Genomic DNA, 18,487 nt, shown 5'->3' with positions numbered 1-18,487 from the left:
AAGAGCGTGTCCGCTGTCGGTCGAGACCGAGTCGTCACCGAAACGCTCGAAGGATCTCCTGGCCGTCGGTGTTGGCGGCGACGTCCGGAAGCGTTGCGCGCTCGGGATGGGGCATCAACACCGCCGTCGTGTCTCGCTCGCCGACGATGCCGGCGACGTTGCCCGTCGAGCCGTTTGGGTTTGCCGCCTCGGTGACGTTTCCGTCCGGATCGCAATACCGAAACAGCACGCGATCGGTCGCCTGCAGGTCCGCATACGCCTGCTCGTCTATCTCGAATCGTCCCTCACCGTGGGCGATCGGGAGTCGAAGGACCTCGCCCTCCTCGTAGGCGGCCGTCCAGGGCGTATCCGCACGCTCGACGCGAACGTGGACGTGTTCACACTGGAACCGCGCGCTCGCGTTCGTCGTGAACACGCCCTCGACGAGATCGGATTCGGCGCCGATCTGCGCGCCGTTGCAGATGCCAAGCACTGGTGTGCCGTCGGCGGCAGCCTCGTGGACCGATTCCATGATCGGGGCGCGGGCAGCCATGGCGCCGGCCCGAAGGTAGTCCCCGTAGGAGAACCCGCCCGGAAGGAGGATCCCGTCCGTCTCCTCGTGGAGTCCGTCCTCGAACCAGCGACGCTCGGCGTCGATGCCGAGATGATCGAGCGCGCGAACCGAGTCCCGATCGCAGTTGGACCCGCCGAATTGGACGACCGTGACCGTCATCGTTCGGCCACGGCGACGTCGTAGTCGTGGATCGTCGGGTTGGCGAGGAGCCGCTCCGCCATCTCCTCGGCCCGATCGGCGGCCTCCTCGGCGTCGCCCGCGTCGAGATCAACCTCGAAGCGATCGGCCGACCGGAGATCCTCGAGTTCGAACCCGAGCCGTTCGAGCGCCCGCTTCGTCGTCTCGGCCTCGGGATCGAGGACGCCCCGCTTGAGCCGAACCGTGACGGTCGCAGTATAGCCGGTCATCGATCAATACTGCGAAGTCGTGTGCAAAAACGGTTTTGGAACGCCAGTACGATCCACAGATGTGGATCTTCGCCGGCGAGAGCTGATCGGGGAGACGAGGCCCGATCACGCCGTAACAAGGCTTTTGGGACGCCACGGCGAGTGTGAGTCATGGGACGATTCGAGGGGTCTGGCCCTCCCGAGACAGTCGAATACGAGCCAACGAGCGTGAAGGACCTGCTCGTCGAGATGAAAGATACCGCGGAGCTCCTCATCGATCTGTCCTACTCGGCCGTGCTCCACCAAAGCACCGACGTCGCCCGGGAGGTCCTCGAACTCGAAAACCGGATGGACGTCCTCCAGTTGCGCGCGCGAATGAGTCTCATGCTCGCGGCGCGCAACCCGAACGAGGCCGAACAACTCGCGCCCGTCCTCGGAGTCGTCGCCGGGGCCGACAAGGTGAGCGATGCCGCAGGTGACATCGCGAAGATCGTCTTAGAGGAGATCGGCCTTCCGGACGCGATGCGCGGCGCCCTCTCGGAGGCCGTCGAGATGCTAGTCCGCGGCGAGATCGACCCCGAGTCGCCGTACGCCGGACGAACGCTCGCGGACATCGACCTCGAATCGGAGACCGGCGTGCGGGTGATCGCGATCCGGCGGTCACAGGAGTGGATCCGCAACCCCGGTCCAAACACGGAGTTACAGGCGGGCGACGTGGCGATCCTTCGGGGACCCGAGGCATCGATCCCCGACGTTCACGAGACCGCGACCGGCGAGACCTACGAGCCGGACGAGCCGATCGAGCCCGACGTCCCCAACCTCGAACGGGCCGTCGATTCGATCGTCCTGATGAAGAACCTCTCGGAACTTGCCGTCGATCTCGCCTACGGATCGGTACTTTTCGACACCGAAGAACTGGCCGAGGAGGTAGCCAATCTTGAGGTGGAGGTCGACGCGTTACAGTCGCGCTTCGAGGCCTGGACGCTGCAGGCGGCTGCCGAGGCCGACGATCCGGTCGCGCTTCGCGGACTCATCCATCTGGGCATCTCCACGGAGGTTATCTCCGATGCGGCACTGGAGATCAGCGAGGGCGTGCTTCGCGATCTGGAGGTTCACCCGGTCGTCGAACTCGCAGTCCAGGAATCCGATGAGATCATCACTCGAACGACCGTCCGCGCGGGAAGCGAACTCGACGGCACCACCGTCCGAGAGGGCGTTCCCGAGACCGCCGTCTCCACGAGCGTGTTGGCGATCCGCCGTCCCGAGGAGGGGTGGCTGGTCGGTCCCGACCTGGACACCAAGATACGGGCGGGCGACGTGTTGATCACGAAGGGAACACGGACGTCAGCGGCGGAGTTCGACGCACTCGCGAGGTGAGGTGAGGTGAAATCGCCGAACGAACGGAACGCAGTTGAGAAACACCGAGTCCGTTCACCCGAGTCTGAAGGAGGGTTCGTCGGGCTCGCCGTCCAGATCCTCGAGTTGGATGACCTCCTCGTCCTCGTCTTCGAGCTGCTCGCGGAGGTAGGTCACGTAGCGTTTGTGCTCTTCGAGTTGCTCACGGAGGTGGTCAGCCTCCAGTTCGAGCCGCTCGTGTTCGCGAATGAAGCTCTTGGGGACCTCGACTTTCGGGGGGAACGAGTCGTCGCCATCGCCCGCGTTCTCTAGTTGGTGTTCGGGAACGACCCGCACCTTGCCGTCGTGGGCAACCAGTGTGTCCACGTAATCGCGGAACACGGCGGAAAGCGAGATGTCCCGCTCTTCGGCGATCTCGCGAAGCGTCTCGAAGGCGTCCTCGTTGACGCGAAACGAGATGGTCTTGTTCTTGTTGCCCATCATCGGCTCTTGGAGCCGCATGATACTTAAACGTTTGTCAGACAGTTGTACGGTTCACGCCGAGATCGGCGATCCCGAACCCCTAATTTGGTCCGCCGAGTCAGTCCCTGTATGCGCGGATCGATCCGGATCGAAACCGGAAGGTTGGGAGTCGCGATCGTTCTGGCGACGCTCATTTTTACGGTTGCATTCGCGGGAATTCCGCTCACGGGAGAGGCACACGGCGCAACGACGAACACGATCGATGCGAGCGGATCTGACGAGCGGGAGACCGCCGCCATCGAGGGGTCGGACACGATCCGCCTTGAGAACACCTTGCGGCAGGTCGACCGCACCGGAGAATACGGCGTCAGAACCCAAGTTCGGATCCCCGATCAGGTAACCGAACTGCGGATATTCCTTCCCGAGAGTGCACACGGGATGACGACGAACGGGTTCACCCGTGAGGACGAAACGACGTGGGTCTGGGACGGCCGGACGTCGACCCCGCGTGTCTCCTACCGAATGCCGGCCAATCGCACCCGCGAGCGGGCCGGTCCGCTCGAGGGAGGTGGACAATACCTCTTCGTCGGCGTGGGCGAGTGGGCGATCGTCCAGCCACCGGCGGTCAACGTTAGTTGGCGCCAGCCGCATCAGACCCGTGACGTACGCGTCACTCGCGAGAACGTCGTTGCAGGCGAGGGCGCCGCGAGTGACCGAATGGCCTACCTCGGCCCCTACGAGGAACACGTCCGCGAGGCACACGGCCAGCAGTTCCGACTGATCGTGCCGGAAAGTGCTGAACTGGCCGATTCACCGACTGAGATATTGGCGTCACTCGAGCACGCATCGGGAGCGCTCCCGATCGGCGACCGCGACGAGACGGTGTTCGTGATCGCCGCACCGACCGACGAGGTCGGCTGGAGCGTCCGCGGACTCCAGACGGGATCAGCCGACATGTGGGTGCGAGATCCCGAACGAACGGACACGGCCGACAACGTCTGGGTCCATGAATACGTCCACACGCGTCAGGACTATTCCACCACCACCTCGGGGCAGTGGATCACTGAGGCGTCGGCGACCTACTACGCGGCCCTGTTGACCCTCGAACGTGGTGGTGTCGACTTCGATGCGTTCCGGCGTGTACTCCGGCGCGGCGAACGCGAACCGCAGGCCGACTCGATTCTCACCCGGCCGAACACCTGGCGAAATGCCGCCGAGTATAGAAAGGGGGCACTCGTTGTCAGCGAGATCGACCGACGAATGCGGCTTTCGACGGACGGTGGACGGACGATTGCAACCGTCCTCCGCCGAGTCAACGCGAAGAACGGGGAGGTGAGGAACGACGACGTGCTCGAATACGTCCGGGAGGCTGCCGGACGTGAGGTTCGCGACGACGCCGAGCGACTGACGACCACCGATGCGGTTCCCGCGGCATGGGACCGATCCGCTCACGACGAAGCATTCGGACGGCTTCCGAGCCGGATCTACGTCTCGATCGACGATCCGGATTCGGTTCGTGTTACCGGCGAGTACCGCGACCAAGCGATCGATCCGAATCCGGCGACGATCGTTCCCGGCGAGAGCCTCCAGGTCCGGGTTCGCGTCTCGAACAGCGGCGGTACTGCCGGCGAGTACGCCCTCACAATGCGCGTCGATGGTGTAGTCGTGGCGACCCGGGAAGGGGAACTCGGCGCCGGCGAGACGACCGTCGAAACCCTCAAGCACGCGTTCACGGAGCCCGGCAGCCACGAGGTGACCGTCGACGACGAGGGGATCGCGGTGACGGTCGTCGAGCCGGCGACACCGCGCGTTCGGGAGTTGTCAGTCAAGCCCGATCGGGTTACGGCTGGCGAGGAGGTGCGTGTGAGCGCGACCGTCGAAAATCCGGAGTCGATCCCCGCACGTGAGGCGTTCGTGCTGTCGGTGAACGGAGCGGCCGAAGCGACCCACGAAGTGACGCTCGACGCCGGCGAGACGGAGACGATCGGCGCGACCGTAACCCTGAACGAGGCCGGCGAGACGACGATCGAGATCGGCAAGGAACACACAACGGTGACCGTCGATCCGCCAGAGACGACCGACGGGTCGGAAACGAACGCATCAACCGGTGGAAACGCCTCGCCGACAAGCGAACGAACGCCAGGATTCGCAGGTGCTCACGCAGTAGTCGCACTCGTGACCGCGATGGCGACCGTGATGATCCTCGCACGGCGACGACAGTGAGTGAGACTTCAGAATGGCGGCGATCGTAAGCGGGGAGCAACGACGGGGACGGGGACGGGGACGGGGACGGGGACGGGGACGGACGGCTCTCAAAAGGGAGCTTCCGGACCCTCTCCAGTCTCACCTGCACCGCGGTCCTCATCACGGGTTCCGGACGCGGCGGTTGACTCCAGCGGACCGTTCCACCCCTCCAAGCCGCCACGGAGGCTCTCGACGCGAGCGTCCGCGGTGCCCGCGTACGAGCTGATGAGGGCCGCAGCCTGTTGGCTGGAGACGCCGTGAGGACAGACCGTCACGATCCGGGCTGCGTCCTCGAGTTCGCTGACTCGTGTCGTGAGCTCCGGAAACGGCAGGTTGCGGCTTCCGGGGAGGTGTCCGCGATCGAATGCACGCCTCGACCGGATGTCCACGATCGTGGGTGAATCGCCGTCCTGGAGCAGCGCCGCGAGTTCCGCAGCATCGATCTCGGCGACCATTCTCACGGAAGCGGGCAGAGGCTCGCGGTAAGCACGGCACGCTCGTCGGTCTCGTTTACAGCGCCGTGGATGTCGCCGCGCTCGTTGGGGACGACGGCGGGGGCTGTGAGACGGTCGCGCTCCCCCTCTTTGATCACCGTTGGAGTCCCCTCCAGAACGTGAAACACGTTCGTCGCGTCGGCGTGTTCGTGCGGTTCGATCTCAGCGTCGGGACCAAGCACGAACGCCTTGACGAGCACGTCGTCGGTGACGACGAGTTCGGCGGTCTCCACGTCACCGCGGTCGGGATCGAGGTCGGCGATAGCGTCGGCGTATCGATCGAGGCTCATGGACACCCATCAGCGATGAAGCCCAATAAGTCCCGGCGGACCGTCCGCTCAGGTGCACACCGAGTCGTCTGAAACGGGGAGTGGCCGGAGTGGGTTCCGAACTCGGTATTTGGCCACATATCAATGGCGTGTATCTGACCGAGCAGCCGGAGAGAGCTATCCAGCGAAACGTGGAACGCTGTACGGATAGCGACGGGATGAGTGCCGCCGATGCTGAGGTGATTCTCGACGCACACCGACGATCGAACTCCGGGGTCGGAGAGAATTCTCGGCGAGCCAGCACAGCGACGTCTTGATGCGGAGCGTCAAGATGGCTCGCGAGGTTGGCGGTCTCGCGGACGCCCTCGAGAAGCGGAAGGCCGCCGAGGATACCGTCCGCTGGATCAATCGGACCGACGAGAGCGAGGAGACGAACCGTGAGTACCGACAGTGCCTCCGTGCCTTCGGTCGACGCGCGCTTGGCGTCGACGAACTCCCGGAGTACCTCAACGGGGTCCCGGCTGGCTACTCCAGCAACTACGATCCTTCACCGGACCCGGCGAAGATGTTCAGATGGGACGAGCACGTAGAACAGACACAACAGAGCGAACAGGCTGCCGACGAATCGGACGGAGAATCCGTCGGAGAAATACTTGATCACCCGATCGTAAGCACCTTATCGGCCTCTTCAACGATTCTGAGATAGTCCTCCATCGTTCCTCGGGGCCGGAGATCGTCCGCTTCGATGTCGCGGGAATCGAGACACGTTCCGCAGGCGTAGAGTTCGCCCCCGTTTTGGGTGTACTTGAGCATCACCCCGTGTGGATTGAATTTCTCATGCTCCAGATCCGGTGCTTCGACCCCATCTCCGAGGAGGAAAATCTCAACCGTGTGGTCCGAATCAAGCGCTGTATTCGCTAGGCGGAACGCGTTCCAAACTCGCTCGGAGTCGTTTGTCTCCAGGATGATTCCCAGGTCCATACGAAAACTTTGCCGGTCGTGCACTTGAGAACTTATGATAGTTCTGTGAACTACCCCGACCTACCGCGCTCGGGCCTACTCGGCCCTCGCTTGTTGAGGTCGGGGCTTCCTGTTTGTGCGTCGGAGCTTGTACCCGGCGTGGGCACAGTGGTTCCAGACTCCGCAGGCGATTCCCCTTTACAGGCGGTTCGGAGTGTCCCACTCCTACCGATTGGACACTCGACCACAACCGACGTTGCACGCTTCTTGTCGCGTTTGAACAACGCCGAAGGCGTGGCGAGCATCGTACTACCGCATTCAACCGCCGGAGTAGTAAGGACACCGATTCACACGAAAATAAACGACGACGGCGCTGTATCCCCACCCTACTCGCTTGTGCTTCCGACACCCGTCGGAAGCCCGGCGCTCGTTGAGGTGGGGGCTTAGCGCCTGCATACAGCTAAAGCGGGAAATCACAGGTAGGAATTAACACGTCGGTCGCTTACATTTTAAATTAAGGCAGAGATTGGGCACCTATCTGAGCGGCATCCAGAGCTTCGTTCGCTTCTGTGAGAGCGAGTTTGGAATTGCGGTCATGGGCTTGGAGGGGGCGGGAGTCCGACGGGCGACGAGTAGTTCCAGAACCGCTCCCGTGCGCGACCGGTCGTTCTCGATGTGAGCGCTTGAAAATTCGAACCGAACTAATCACCGAAGACTGCAATTAGCGCACACCCAAACAGCCATACGAGAGACAAGGCGCGTATCTTGTACGGTAACAGCTCAAGAGCGTGGGTATTAGAATCGTGCAGTACTATCTATGGCCGATATTCTGGACTCCGATTTATAGACCTGGGTCACTGAAACGCCCCTCCTGTTCGTAGATATTCACGAGTTCCTCGATGAATTCTTCCATTGTTTCGTCTTCCTCAAGATGCGTTTCCAGACGCTCGACCAGTTCATCATTGAGTTCAATTGTCCTCGACATACTAAGATGAACAATCGCTCAGGAGTAAAAGGTGTCGCCGAGGACGCTGGTAGATACATACGCTTGTTCTAACGGCTGGTTCAACGCTGATTGCTCGAAACAAACGAGGTGAGCTTGCTAACTACATTCTCTATATCTTGCACGCAGTTTCTGACAAGAGTCAGGTATATTCGGCGCCGCATACGTGAGTCGCTTGTATTGAGCGATTGAGGACCAGAACCTCTCATCGGTTGAGGATTTCAACAGGACCAACGTATCTGATTTGCGAGAACGTCCCGCCACTACTGGTGAACAACTCGAACGTGGGTCGAAGCGTTCTGCACCACCATCTTTTACTATTTTGCAACCGAGACTTGCCCTAATGACCCTCTCTCGGTCGAGAGAGGGGATTTCGATGGGGATAGTGGAGTCTTATGGAGGAAAAAATCTGAATGAGTTCACGAGAAGATCGAGACGGTGGAAGCGACGAGAGTAGTAATTCGGAGACGAACTTCCGATACAAGGAGGAGTTAACTTCCGATTCGGACGATCACAAATTTTCTCCGACACGAATGCTCACGTATCTGGTCCTGGTCATCTTCGTTGCCGAGGTGATCGTGATGGGGCTGCTCCACGCGATGGTTCGGGATCTTCATCCCGCGACGGAGGCGCTGGTGGACTCGACAGCACTGCTACTGCTGATTTTTCCGGTGTTGTACCTGACACTGTTCCGGCCGATGAACCGGACGATCGACCACCTCCAGACCCAGAAGGAGGCCCTGAAGAGTTTCAAGCGGACGATCAATCAGACGGAAGAACAGCGGAATAATCTCGAGATACTCAACCAGGTCCTTCGTCACGACATCCGCAACGACATCCAGTTGATAACCGCCTACGCGGACATGCTTGAGACGTACGTCGACGACGAGGAGGGGATAGAACACCTCCGGACGATCAACGAGGTTTCCGACGATGTCATTGCTCTGACCGCGACCGCCGGGGATCTGGCCGACGTAATGTTAGGAACCCACGTCGAGAACGACCAGATCCAGCTCAACTCCGTCACCAAAGAAGAGCTCACTGAGGCGAGACAAGCCAATACGAACGCGGAAATCCGGGTCGACGGAGGACTCCCGAACACGGAGGTCCGGGCCAATTCGCTGCTCAATTCAGTGTTCAGGAATCTGTTGACAAACGCGATCCGGCACAACGACAAAGACAAACCCGAGATTACTCTCTCCGCGGAGGAGAATGACGATACAGTTCGGGTTCGGGTGGCGGATAACGGACCGGGCGTGCCGGATGCCCGGAAGGATGACATATTCGGGCAGGGGGAGAAAGGATTAGAGAGTCCCGGGACGGGAGTCGGCCTGTATCTTGTCAATACACTCGTGGACACGTACGGTGGCGATGTCTGGGTTGAAGACAACGAACCCGAGGGGGCCGTGTTTGTCGTTGAATTGCCAGTCACAGAAGACTGCAAACAGACTGGCAGCCGTTAGTACTCGATCGTTTAAGCTATCGTCCCCTCGAAGACTGGTTCGGGATTCGTTGGCCGGGTTGCATCACAGACGCGTATCTTCCCGTTGGAAGCGATGAACACGTTCCACGTAGTCATCTGGAAACCGAAGAGATTCTCTGTGTCTGCGGCCCCATTATGGCGGAACAGTTTGTTGATAGCATCGGGATCAACGAACTCATACAGTGGCGGAAGGTCCAACGGGTCAACTTCGGCTGCCTCTGCTACTGCATCGATAACCACATCTGCCGGTGATCGATCGCTATCGATGTTGTATTCCGCGTCAACGACCGGTGTACAACCACGATAGATAGTCAAATCTTCGGGAGGCATACATAATGACAGTCTCCTTTCCTATTTAAATTGATCCTCGTTCATGTTCGCAGTTCGTGTGACTTTTAAGAGCGTTATTGCTTTCCGCTGTGCTGACCCCACGTGTATCAGAACCAATCGCCTTTGGCGGATTCCACCAGCGCCAGAACAACTCACGTATTCTCTCCAAGCCACTCCCGCTCACTGCCCTCCCGGGCATGCATCCGACAAATGTGTGTTTGGCAGCCTCGGAGTTACCTGTTAAGATGAGTTGCAAACTAAGCGCTTGAAAACGAACCAACTAGTGTATACTTCCAAGCGGCCAGGCGAGATACAAGGCACGAATTTAGCAATCGCCACATCTCCGGTCGGGGGACAACTTAAGTCTCGGTCTCGTGACGATTAGTCAATGAGGGTGATGTTATGAACGCTACGACAGACAGAATACGCGTTCTTCATGTCGACGACGAACCGGACTTCGCCGACATGGCTGCAACGTTTCTCGAACGCGAGAGCAACCGGATCACCGTTCACACCGCGACCACTCCCGACGAGGGACTGGAGCTTTTGGCCGACCATGCTGTAGACTGTATCGTCTCCGACTACGACATGCCAGGCCAGGACGGCATCGAGTTTCTCCAAGCCGTCCGCGAGAACTACCCCGACCTCCCATTCATCCTCTATACCGGCAAGGGCTCCGAAGCGGTCGCCAGTACGGCCATCTCATCAGGGGTGACCGATTACCTCCAAAAAGAAACCGGGACCAGTCAGTACGAGGTGCTTGCCAACCGAATCAGGAATACCGTCAGTCAGTTTCACACTCGAAAGGAACTCGACCGAAGTCAGGATCTGCTTGAGCACGCCGAACAGCTTGCCGACGTCGGTGGCTGGGAGATCGATGTCGAGACGGGCGAGCAGCGCTGGACCGAGGGGACGTACACGATTCACGACATCCCCCCTGACTCGGATTTCGAGCCAACGGTGGATGCGGGAGTGGAGTTCTATCACCCGGATGACCAAGCCGAGATTCGGCGGCTTGTCGAACGCTGTATCGAAACTGGCGAGCCTTTTGATGTCGAAGCCAGACTACTCACGGCCGACGACCGGCTCTGTTGGGTGCGAGCCATCGGCGAGGCCATTCAAACGGACGGAGACATCGTCACCATCCGTGGGGCAATCCGGGACATCACCGACCGCAAAGAGCGCGAACAGGACCTCAGACAGTACGAGTTTTTCGTCGAGCACTCGCCGGACCAGATCGCCCTCTTGGACGAGGAGTTGACCGTTCAATACCAAAGTCCGATCTCCTCGCTACACGAACTAGACGCGATAGAAATCGAGGGCGAAGACCCGCTCGAATATATCCATCCGGACGACCAGCAGATACTCTCCGACCACTTTGAAGATCTGTTGGCAAATCCAAACGAAACGTTCTCTGCGGAGTTCCGAGCAAAGGACGTTTCCGGTGAGTGGCGGTGGGTCGAAACCCGGGGGAAAAATCTCCTCGGGGAGGAGCCCGTTGACGGCATTCTTGCAATGATCCGGGACGTGACGCAACGAAACCGCCAGAGACACAAGTTGAAGCGGCAAAACGAGTTTCTCGACGAATTCACCAGTGTCGTGTCTCACGACTTGCGGAACCCATTGAACGTAGCACGCGGACGAGTGGAACTAGCCCAACAGGATTGTGACAGCGAACATCTCGAAGATGCGGTCACAGCGATAGATCGAAGCTTTACGTTGATCGAAGAACTGCTCACGGTTTCGCATAAAGCCGAAGACGTTAGTGAGGTCGAACCCGTCGAGATGGCAGATACGCTTGACAGTTGCTGGCGGAACGTGGAGACAGGTACTGCGGCACTTGTCATCGAGACGGAACAGACGATCCAGGCCGATGCAAGCCGACTGAAACAATTGCTGGAGAACCTGATCTCCAATGCGGTCACACACGGAGGTGAGAGGGTGACCGTGACAGTCGGGGATCTGACCGACGGGTTCTATGTTGCCGATGACGCTGCCGGAATTCCTGCTGACGAACGCGAGGCGGTGTTCGACATCGGGTACTCGACCGCAGAGGACGGCACCGGCCTCGGACTCAACATCGTCCAACGGATTGTCGAGGCTCATGGATGGGAGATCAGCATCACTGACAGCATAGATGGTGGCGCCCGATTCGAGATTACCGGCGTCGAGTTTGCTGCATAGAACCTCCGTATTCGGCAGCCGGGGGTTGATCATTCCGGAATGAGTTGACTCATGTCGGTCTCGATACAGAGCGCGTATTCAACAACTCTGACGGTCAGCAGATGAGGAGAAACGGTTACTACCGGCGTTGCCGTCCATCTGGTCGCACTGGCGACGACGGTGTGAGCAGTCCTCCGTTACGTGACCGCCGAGCGTCTGCTGTGAGTATTCCCTTGCATCCAGCGTCTCCCCGACAGACATCGTCGCGGTGATCCGTCGCTGGTAGTCCCGCACAGTCAGCAGGATACCTTCGCAGTTCACCGCACTCCGAAAACACGCGGTGATTCACACTGCCTTTTATGATCGGTGCGTATCTAAGCTCCACATCAGTGCCACCAGACTCAACGGAACGTTCAGACAATGCAAGACAGACCCAACATCTTGATTCCGATCAGCGTTCTCGAGGGGGAATCAATTCCGGAGGGCGTTCCCGAACTCCTTGCGAATGCACACGTCGTCCTGCTTGGCTACCACGTCGTGCCAGACCAGACCGCAACCGATCAGGCGCGACACCAGTTCGAAGACCAGGCCACCCGCCGTCTCGACGATTTCGCGGAGATACTCGAACACGCGGGTGCGATAGTCGAATCCCAGCTCGTATTTACCCACCATGGACAGACCACTATCGATCGGATGGCGGCCGAACACGACTGTCTCGCGGTACTGATTCCAAACGCAACGAGACCAATTGAGACTGTACTCGTCGCGGTCCGCGGCATCGTCGGAATCGATCGGTTCATCCGCTTAGTTTCGGGACTGTTCGCAACGAACGACGTCAACGTAACACTGTACCACGTCCCCGAAGAGAACGAAACTGACGAAGACGTGAAGACGCTGCTCGATGGGATTTCGACTCGACTCTCCCAAGAGGGAGTATCCCCAGACATGATCGATATCCAGATCTCGCGAGGGGACGATCCCCAAGCGGCAATCGTTGATGCTGCCGATAATTACGATGCGATCGTCATGGGAGAATCCGATCCATCAGTGGCGACCTTCTTGTTCGGGATGACTGCGGACCAGGTCGCAAAGCAGTTTCTCGGTCCGGTATTCGTGATCCAGCACGGGGAACCGGACGATGACGAGGAGACTGACACGGAGTGACGGCTCCAGCAACGAGGTACAGGCTCGGATCCGGATTTCAGGAGCGGGGTCATATTTCTCAACAGGTGACCTCCCATTGGCTGGAAGATATATACCCGTCCCACGTTGAATTTCATTATGCAGCCGTCACATGTTCTCGTGCCGATGGACGGATCGCCGCTAGCCGGGAAGGCTCTTGAACACGCACTTGCGGTGTTCGACTGCGAGGTGACGGTCCTGAACATTATCACGCCGTTGGATTCCCCGCTGAGTGAGGGTGGCGTTCTGGAAGTGGACGAAACACGGTTTAAGACTGCACAAGAACGATCTGAGAACCTGATTGAACGCGCCAGCAGACAGGCCGAGACAGCAGGTCGGGAGATCGAGACGGTCATTGAAACTGGCGAGCCGGCCAAGACGATTCTCGCATATGTTGACACACACGACGTTGATCAGATCGTAATGGGGGCACACGGCGGCGAGCAGGGCCGGATTGCCCGACGACTGCTCGGCACTGTTGCGACCGCTGTCGTCGGTGACGCACCAGTAACTGTTACGGTCGTCCGGTAACGTGACTCCGCGCGTATTCACCGAATCCCTAGTAACGTCGAGAACACCTGATAGAGTCCGAAGCTGATGCCGATTGATGTCAATAGGGTAATCAACCAGAAGGCGAGTGTTACGCCGATTTTTCGTCGGGAGACACCTGCCGATCCCGCCACGAGCCCACCGCCGATCACGCCGGAGATGATGATGTTGTTGAACGAGATTGGGATGCCAAGCGCGATTGCGATCTGTGCGATAATAAACCCAGGAACAAGTGCCGCAATCGACCGACGGACACCGAGCTGTGCGTACTCGCGGGACGTCGCCTGCAGGAGGCGTGGAGCACCCATCCACGCACCAGCAAGAATTCCCATCGCACCGACAGCGAGCAGGACGATCCCCGGTAACCCGAGTTCGACCCCGTAGAGATTCTCCAGCGGCCCCGTCGCAAGTCCAACCTGGCTCCCGCCACTGGAGAAGGCGACGACACTTCCGAGGATGAGCAGGAAGGTTCGAATCCCCTTTTCAACAGACGCCTGAGTCATGCGACGGATAACGGAGAACCCAATCCCCGCGATCAGCAGTGTGACGAGGATGGCGATAGCGTCGAGTCCCGCAACGAGCGGACGTCCTACCGCTATCGAGACGGCGTCAGCGAGCGATCCTTGCGCGCGATCAGGGTGTGGAATCACACTGAGGCGGATGTTCGCGAGAATCCCCCCAACAACTGCTGCAAGCAACGGGACGCCGACTGTTTCAGGCACTTCATCACGTCTGAGAAGTATCGCAGTGAGAAAAGCAAGCCCGCCTGACATCGGCGGGACCAGTAGCCAGAACGTCCCGATACGCTGGTAGGTTCCAAACGCCGGATCACCGCCAAGCGAGAGACCCACGCCGACCATCGCACCGGTCGTCGCAAACGCTGCAGGGACCGGGTAGCCTGTGTAGACGCCGAAGATCATAAACGATGCTGCCACAAGCAGACCCGTACTCGCTGCAAGGGGTGTGATCGTGACGCTGCCGATCAACTCTGCACCGACCGTCTCCGAAATCGCACCACCTTGGGTCAGTGCGCCCGCTGCTGCGAAAATCCCGATGAGAAACGCCGCGCGCATCGTCGAAATGGCGTTCGCTCCGATTGCAGGCGCAAACGGTGGTGAATTGCTGTTTGCACCGAGTGCCCACGCCATGAATAAGCCAGCAAGCGTCGCAAAGAAGACGAGACTCCAGAAGGCAAGACTCACTGCTCGGCCCTCCACATCCGAGCGGAGGGCTCGATGCAGTCAAGTGTGCAGTTAGAACCGACGGCGACGATGGACACCACCATCCCCATCATTAGCATATACCCACAGGTGTCGGATACGGAGAGAGTTGTCTTATCAGTTGTTGTGGTTGGAGAGTCGTTGAGGTCTTGATTACTCAGATGGAACACCCAGTTACTGTCCGATACGAAACGGATTGGAATGCTACATGCACGGCGCGTATGCACCGCTGAGTCTTGCTGTAATCAACGCCGTCAAATCGATCAATACGAACACCGCGGTGAACAGAGACGATGGCTTTGAGTCATTTCTGAACCCAGTGGTTGCTTCCAGAGTATCTCCGCAGCAGCATGGTCGCAGGACCGGGGATGCCGGAGCTCTCACGAATGGCTCGGAAGACGTCGACGCGGTGAGCGATCGTTCCTGGAGTGGGTCTACGAGAAGTGGGGATCGGGTGTCTGTCCAGATGCCCGATCCGGTTCGTGTGAGCAGTATTACACCGTGTTCGCTGATTGATGAATGACCCTCTTGCGATCGGTGACTGTGGGGTTGTAACCCGCCCAGCGATAGCGGAGTCGTGGAACGAGTCAAGCGGATAGACGAGTTCCGTCTTGCAAATGTGGTATCTACCCCTTCGTATTAACCGCCCAGCGAACCAGTTCAAGCCATGGACGGCCAAGACGGACGGAATGAGGATCCCGAGAAGGATTCCGGATCGGACGATCGATCAGCCGATCTGGATGGCCAGTCTGCAGTTACCGAATCCGAGTACGAGATGCTCTTCAAACACGCACCGGACGGGATCATCGTCCACGATGCCGAGGGACAAATCCTCGACGCCAACGAGACGATTCTGGAAATCCTTGGCTACACGCGTGAGGAGTTGCTCTCGATGGAAATCCCCGAGATCGAAGTGAGCCTCGACGGGGGAAGGCTCCAGGAAATGTGGCACTCACTGGACGCCGGCTCCGTGGAAAGTGTAGAAGACGAGGGAATCCACCGCCGAAAGGATGGAACGACGTTCCCCGTCGAGGTCTGGGTGAGCAAAGTTGAATCCGACGGAGCGGATCGATTCATTGCTCTCGTGCGCGATATCACCGAGCGCAAAGAGAACGAACGGCAGATCGAACGACGAGAGGAGAAATACCGAACCCTCTTCGAAGAATCCCGGGATGCGCTGATGCTTCTGGATCGGGAGGGATTCTTCGATTGCAACGAAACGACTCTTGAGCTGTTCGGCCTCGATTCGGTCGCGGAGTTCACGAACTACACATCTGGGGAACTTTCCCCACCGACACAGCCTGACGGGACTGACTCCGAGACCGCCGCGACGGAACATATCGAACAGGCCTTCGAGGACGGAGCCGAGAGCTTCGACTGGGTCCATAAACGAGTAGACGGAACCGATTTCCACGCGGAAGTGAAGCTCAGCCGTATCGAATTCGACGGTGAACCGGTACTTCAGGCGCTCGTTCGGGACGTTACGGAACGAAAAGAGCGCCAGCGGGAACTCGAACAGTACGAAACCCTCTGGCAGAACCTTCCAGTTGGCGTCTGTCGCGTCGATCCGACCGGAGATGGCGAGTTCATCGAGGTGAACGAGGCGCTGATCGACATGGCTGGGGCCGAGTCACGCGAAGCGTTACTTGAGCAGTCAGTAGCAGACCTGTGGAAAGAGAAGAGCGAGCGCGAAGCCCTGATTGAGCAGGCAGCCGAGACGGGCCGGGAAACGGTCGAACGTCGGTTCGAAATGCTGGATGGCCGAACGGTCTGGCTGCGAGTCATCGTCATGGCACAAGAAGGGAGTCCCGACCTTGACGTTGTCGCGCAGGACGTCACCGATCGCCGACAGCGGGACATTCACTTGGAGAAGGCCCAGGAAGTGGGCAATATCGGCTGGTGGCGGAAGGATATCCCCTCCGACGAGATCTACTGGTCCGACCGAATTTATGACATGTGGGATGTCGAGGGCGAGGGCGGACCGATCGATCACGAGACGTTTCTGGACCTTATCCACCCCGACGACGAGGAGTCCGTCGAACAGGCCTGGGAGGCTGCCAAAGAGGGGGAACCGTATGACATCGAACACCGGATCATCACCGGCGACGGCGAGACACGCTGGATGCGGGAGAAAGCCGAGATCACCTTCGATGACGGCCAGCCGGTCAGTGCCGTGGGGCTCGTCCAGGACATTACCGAGCACAAGGAAGCCAAACAGAGACTCGAACAGTTCGAGAAAGCAATCGAACAGACAGCTCACGCCGTCTACATCACGGACGTCGATGGGACGATCGAATACGTGAATCCTGCTTTCGAGACGATTACGGGCTATTCCGAGCCAGAAGCCGTCGGCAAAACGCCGACACTGCTCCAGTCCGGCGAGCAGGACGAGGAGTTCTACGAAGAGCTGTGGGAGACGATCCGATCGGGCGAGCAGTGGCATGGCGAAATCACCGACGAGCACAACCACGGCCAGCAAATCGTCCTCGACCAGACGATTTCACCGCTGGCGGACGACGACGGGAACGTCGAGAAGTTCGTCGCTGTCGCCCGAGACATCACTGAGCGTAAGCAATACGAACGCGAACTCAAGCGCTATCGCACCTACGTCGAAAGCGCGAACGACGTGATCACGCTAATCGACCCTGATGGCACTATCGAGTACGTCAGCCCGGCGGTCGAACGTGTCTTCGGCTGGGAACCGACGGAACTGATCGGCGAGCATGGCTTCGAGTACGTCCATCCTGACGATCGAGAGTCTCGGTTCGCGGACGTTGCGGAACTCACAGAATCACCGGGTACAGAGACTACGTTCGAGTACCGGTTTCAGCAGTCGGATGGCAGCTACGTCTGGATTGAAACGACAGCACGGAATCTGCTTGAAGACACCGACATCGGGGGGATTCTTTTAAGTAGCAGAGACATCACCGAACGCAAGGAACACCAAAATCGCCTCTCGACTCTCCACGAGACGACCCGGCGAATCATCGAGGCCGAAACGGACACAGAGGTCGCAGAGATCACCGTCAAGGCAGCAAGCGATCTGCTCGAGTTCTCGTTGCCGTCCGTGTGGTACCCGACCGACGACGGGTCGGAACTCGGCATGGTCGCAGCCTCCGAAGAATACCAGGATCGTCTCGAAAAAGCGGGGACGCCCGAACCAGCCCATCCACGAGGCAGTTGGGGGTGGGATATCTTCGAGGAAGGCGAGACCGTCGTCCGGAGTCCGCTTCCACAGGACGATATCGCGGCCGACGTCCCCATCCAATCGGCGATCCTCCTCCCGTTGGGCGACCACGGCGTCCTTGCGTGTGCAGCCAACGGTGAAGTCGAGTTTACCGATCGCCAGATTAGCGTCGCCGAGATCCTCGCGCGGAACGTCCGCGTCGCACTTGATCAACTTGATCAGCGGGCAGCCCTCGAACGCCAAAAAGAGTTCACTGACGACTTACTTGACGCGATCGAGGACGTGGTCTACGTACTGGACAGCGACGGAGATCTCAGAGACTGGAACACAGCCTTCGAGGAAGTGACGGGACACACGAGTGACGAGTTTGAATCGATGAATGCGGTGAATTTCTTCAGCGAGGAGGATGCAGAGGCTGCCGAGTCTGCCCTCGAAGAGTCCTTCGAAACCGGGCGTATCCGTGCCGAACTGGATTTACTGGCCGCCGACGGCGAGTCAATCCCTTACGAGTTCATCGCGAACGCCTTCGAAGATCCCAACGGCGAGCCCGTGGTAGCCGGGATCGGCCGCGACCGAAGTCTTCACGCCGAGTACGAACAAAAGATCGAAGAGCAGCGGGACAATCTCGAGGTGCTCAACCAGGTCG

The 18,487-nt window shown here is 59.2% G+C and carries 17 protein-coding genes; 8 read left to right on the top strand and 9 right to left on the bottom strand.

Features of this window, described 5'->3' with window-relative positions; all coding sequences use genetic code 11:
• Positions 1-34 precede the first annotated feature (34 nt).
• A complete protein-coding gene (gene purQ / locus ACERIT_RS10145) occupies positions 35-712 on the bottom strand; it encodes a phosphoribosylformylglycinamidine synthase I (protein ID WP_373674737.1) in 678 nt (225 codons plus the stop codon).
• Entirely contained in the window at positions 709-960 is a 252-nt protein-coding gene (purS, locus tag ACERIT_RS10140; RefSeq protein ID WP_373674736.1) for a phosphoribosylformylglycinamidine synthase subunit PurS, read from the bottom strand. The genes purQ and purS overlap by 4 nt, the downstream gene beginning before the upstream one ends.
• A gap of 150 nt (positions 961-1,110) precedes the next feature.
• Here purS and ACERIT_RS10135 point away from each other — a divergent pair, with 150 nt between their 5' ends.
• Complete coding sequence (locus ACERIT_RS10135) at positions 1,111-2,316, top strand: potassium channel family protein (protein WP_373674735.1); 1,206 nt, start codon at positions 1,111-1,113, stop codon at positions 2,314-2,316.
• 54 nt (positions 2,317-2,370) lie between these two features.
• On the opposite strand, the gene ACERIT_RS10130 is transcribed toward ACERIT_RS10135, so the two are convergent.
• Positions 2,371-2,775: a ribbon-helix-helix protein, CopG family gene (locus tag ACERIT_RS10130; protein WP_373674818.1), complete on the bottom strand. Its 405-nt coding sequence runs from the start codon at positions 2,773-2,775 to the stop codon at positions 2,371-2,373.
• A 111-nt stretch (positions 2,776-2,886) separates the two neighbouring features.
• Here ACERIT_RS10130 and ACERIT_RS10125 point away from each other — a divergent pair, with 111 nt between their 5' ends.
• The gene (locus ACERIT_RS10125; protein WP_373674734.1) at positions 2,887-4,980 is read left to right on the top strand and encodes a CARDB domain-containing protein; all 2,094 of its coding nucleotides are present in this window, start codon (positions 2,887-2,889) and stop codon (positions 4,978-4,980) included.
• A gap of 89 nt (positions 4,981-5,069) precedes the next feature.
• On the opposite strand, the gene ACERIT_RS10120 is transcribed toward ACERIT_RS10125, so the two are convergent.
• A complete protein-coding gene (locus ACERIT_RS10120; protein ID WP_373674733.1) occupies positions 5,070-5,456 on the bottom strand; it encodes a rhodanese-like domain-containing protein in 387 nt (128 codons plus the stop codon).
• 2 nt (positions 5,457-5,458) lie between these two features.
• The gene (locus ACERIT_RS10115; protein WP_373674732.1) at positions 5,459-5,785 is read right to left on the bottom strand and encodes a cupin domain-containing protein; all 327 of its coding nucleotides are present in this window, start codon (positions 5,783-5,785) and stop codon (positions 5,459-5,461) included.
• Positions 5,786-6,095: 310 nt separating this feature from the next.
• Between ACERIT_RS10115 and ACERIT_RS10110 the strand changes: the two genes are divergently transcribed.
• The gene (locus tag ACERIT_RS10110; protein ID WP_373674731.1) at positions 6,096-6,470 is read left to right on the top strand and encodes a hypothetical protein; all 375 of its coding nucleotides are present in this window, start codon (positions 6,096-6,098) and stop codon (positions 6,468-6,470) included.
• On the opposite strand, the gene ACERIT_RS10105 is transcribed toward ACERIT_RS10110, so the two are convergent.
• Together ACERIT_RS10105 and ACERIT_RS10100 are read right to left on the bottom strand one after the other, a co-directional pair.
• Entirely contained in the window at positions 6,422-6,745 is a 324-nt protein-coding gene (locus ACERIT_RS10105; RefSeq protein ID WP_373674730.1) for a DsrE family protein, read from the bottom strand. The genes ACERIT_RS10110 and ACERIT_RS10105 overlap by 49 nt on opposite strands.
• Before the next feature lie 820 nt (positions 6,746-7,565).
• Positions 7,566-7,709 (bottom strand): hypothetical protein, encoded by a 144-nt coding sequence (locus tag ACERIT_RS10100; RefSeq protein ID WP_373674729.1) that lies wholly within the window; start codon positions 7,707-7,709, stop codon positions 7,566-7,568.
• A gap of 431 nt (positions 7,710-8,140) precedes the next feature.
• On the opposite strand from ACERIT_RS10100, the gene ACERIT_RS10095 reads away from it, so the two are divergent.
• A complete protein-coding gene (locus ACERIT_RS10095) occupies positions 8,141-9,190 on the top strand; it encodes a sensor histidine kinase (RefSeq protein ID WP_373674728.1) in 1,050 nt (349 codons plus the stop codon).
• A gap of 11 nt (positions 9,191-9,201) precedes the next feature.
• Here ACERIT_RS10095 and ACERIT_RS10090 read toward each other — a convergent pair whose 3' ends face one another.
• Positions 9,202-9,540: a HalOD1 output domain-containing protein gene (locus ACERIT_RS10090; RefSeq protein ID WP_373674727.1), complete on the bottom strand. Its 339-nt coding sequence runs from the start codon at positions 9,538-9,540 to the stop codon at positions 9,202-9,204.
• A gap of 402 nt (positions 9,541-9,942) precedes the next feature.
• Between ACERIT_RS10090 and ACERIT_RS10085 the strand changes: the two genes are divergently transcribed.
• The 3 genes from ACERIT_RS10085 (at position 9,943) to ACERIT_RS10075 (ending at position 13,416) form a co-directional block, all read left to right on the top strand.
• Positions 9,943-11,724, top strand: coding sequence for a PAS domain-containing protein (locus tag ACERIT_RS10085; protein WP_373674726.1), 1,782 nt, complete (start codon positions 9,943-9,945; stop codon positions 11,722-11,724).
• A 399-nt stretch (positions 11,725-12,123) separates the two neighbouring features.
• Positions 12,124-12,867 (top strand): universal stress protein, encoded by a 744-nt coding sequence (locus ACERIT_RS10080; RefSeq protein ID WP_373674725.1) that lies wholly within the window; start codon positions 12,124-12,126, stop codon positions 12,865-12,867.
• A 117-nt stretch (positions 12,868-12,984) separates the two neighbouring features.
• Complete coding sequence (locus ACERIT_RS10075) at positions 12,985-13,416, top strand: universal stress protein (protein ID WP_373674724.1); 432 nt, start codon at positions 12,985-12,987, stop codon at positions 13,414-13,416.
• 17 nt (positions 13,417-13,433) lie between these two features.
• Here the strand turns inward: ACERIT_RS10075 and ACERIT_RS10070 are convergent, their stop codons facing one another.
• Positions 13,434-14,582, bottom strand: coding sequence for an anion permease (locus ACERIT_RS10070; RefSeq protein ID WP_373674817.1), 1,149 nt, complete (start codon positions 14,580-14,582; stop codon positions 13,434-13,436).
• A 739-nt stretch (positions 14,583-15,321) separates the two neighbouring features.
• Here ACERIT_RS10070 and ACERIT_RS10065 point away from each other — a divergent pair.
• The coding region (locus ACERIT_RS10065; protein WP_373674723.1) for a PAS domain S-box protein at positions 15,322-18,487 on the top strand (3,166 nt) is incomplete at its 3' end.

The sequence above is a fragment of the Halopenitus sp. H-Gu1 genome (genome assembly GCF_041821145.1).
GTDB lineage: Archaea > Halobacteriota > Halobacteria > Halobacteriales > Haloferacaceae > Halopenitus.
The sequence above is the reverse complement of the archived record's forward strand: the minus strand, read 5'-3'. Positions and strand labels throughout refer to the sequence as shown.

Coding starts and splice junctions, on each gene's coding strand:
- purQ (WP_373674737.1), bottom strand. CDS start 712: ATGACGGTCACGGTCGTCCAATTCGGCGGGTCCAACTGCGATCGGGAC.
- purS (WP_373674736.1), bottom strand. CDS start 960: ATGACCGGCTATACTGCGACCGTCACGGTTCGGCTCAAGCGGGGCGTC.
- ACERIT_RS10135 (WP_373674735.1), top strand. CDS start 1,111: ATGGGACGATTCGAGGGGTCTGGCCCTCCCGAGACAGTCGAATACGAG.
- ACERIT_RS10130 (WP_373674818.1), bottom strand. CDS start 2,775: ATGGGCAACAAGAACAAGACCATCTCGTTTCGCGTCAACGAGGACGCC.
- ACERIT_RS10125 (WP_373674734.1), top strand. CDS start 2,887: ATGCGCGGATCGATCCGGATCGAAACCGGAAGGTTGGGAGTCGCGATC.
- ACERIT_RS10120 (WP_373674733.1), bottom strand. CDS start 5,456: ATGGTCGCCGAGATCGATGCTGCGGAACTCGCGGCGCTGCTCCAGGAC.
- ACERIT_RS10115 (WP_373674732.1), bottom strand. CDS start 5,785: ATGAGCCTCGATCGATACGCCGACGCTATCGCCGACCTCGATCCCGAC.
- ACERIT_RS10110 (WP_373674731.1), top strand. CDS start 6,096: ATGGCTCGCGAGGTTGGCGGTCTCGCGGACGCCCTCGAGAAGCGGAAG.
- ACERIT_RS10105 (WP_373674730.1), bottom strand. CDS start 6,745: ATGGACCTGGGAATCATCCTGGAGACAAACGACTCCGAGCGAGTTTGG.
- ACERIT_RS10100 (WP_373674729.1), bottom strand. CDS start 7,709: ATGTCGAGGACAATTGAACTCAATGATGAACTGGTCGAGCGTCTGGAA.
- ACERIT_RS10095 (WP_373674728.1), top strand. CDS start 8,141: ATGAGTTCACGAGAAGATCGAGACGGTGGAAGCGACGAGAGTAGTAAT.
- ACERIT_RS10090 (WP_373674727.1), bottom strand. CDS start 9,540: ATGCCTCCCGAAGATTTGACTATCTATCGTGGTTGTACACCGGTCGTT.
- ACERIT_RS10085 (WP_373674726.1), top strand. CDS start 9,943: ATGAACGCTACGACAGACAGAATACGCGTTCTTCATGTCGACGACGAA.
- ACERIT_RS10080 (WP_373674725.1), top strand. CDS start 12,124: ATGCAAGACAGACCCAACATCTTGATTCCGATCAGCGTTCTCGAGGGG.
- ACERIT_RS10075 (WP_373674724.1), top strand. CDS start 12,985: ATGCAGCCGTCACATGTTCTCGTGCCGATGGACGGATCGCCGCTAGCC.
- ACERIT_RS10070 (WP_373674817.1), bottom strand. CDS start 14,582: ATGGCGTGGGCACTCGGTGCAAACAGCAATTCACCACCGTTTGCGCCT.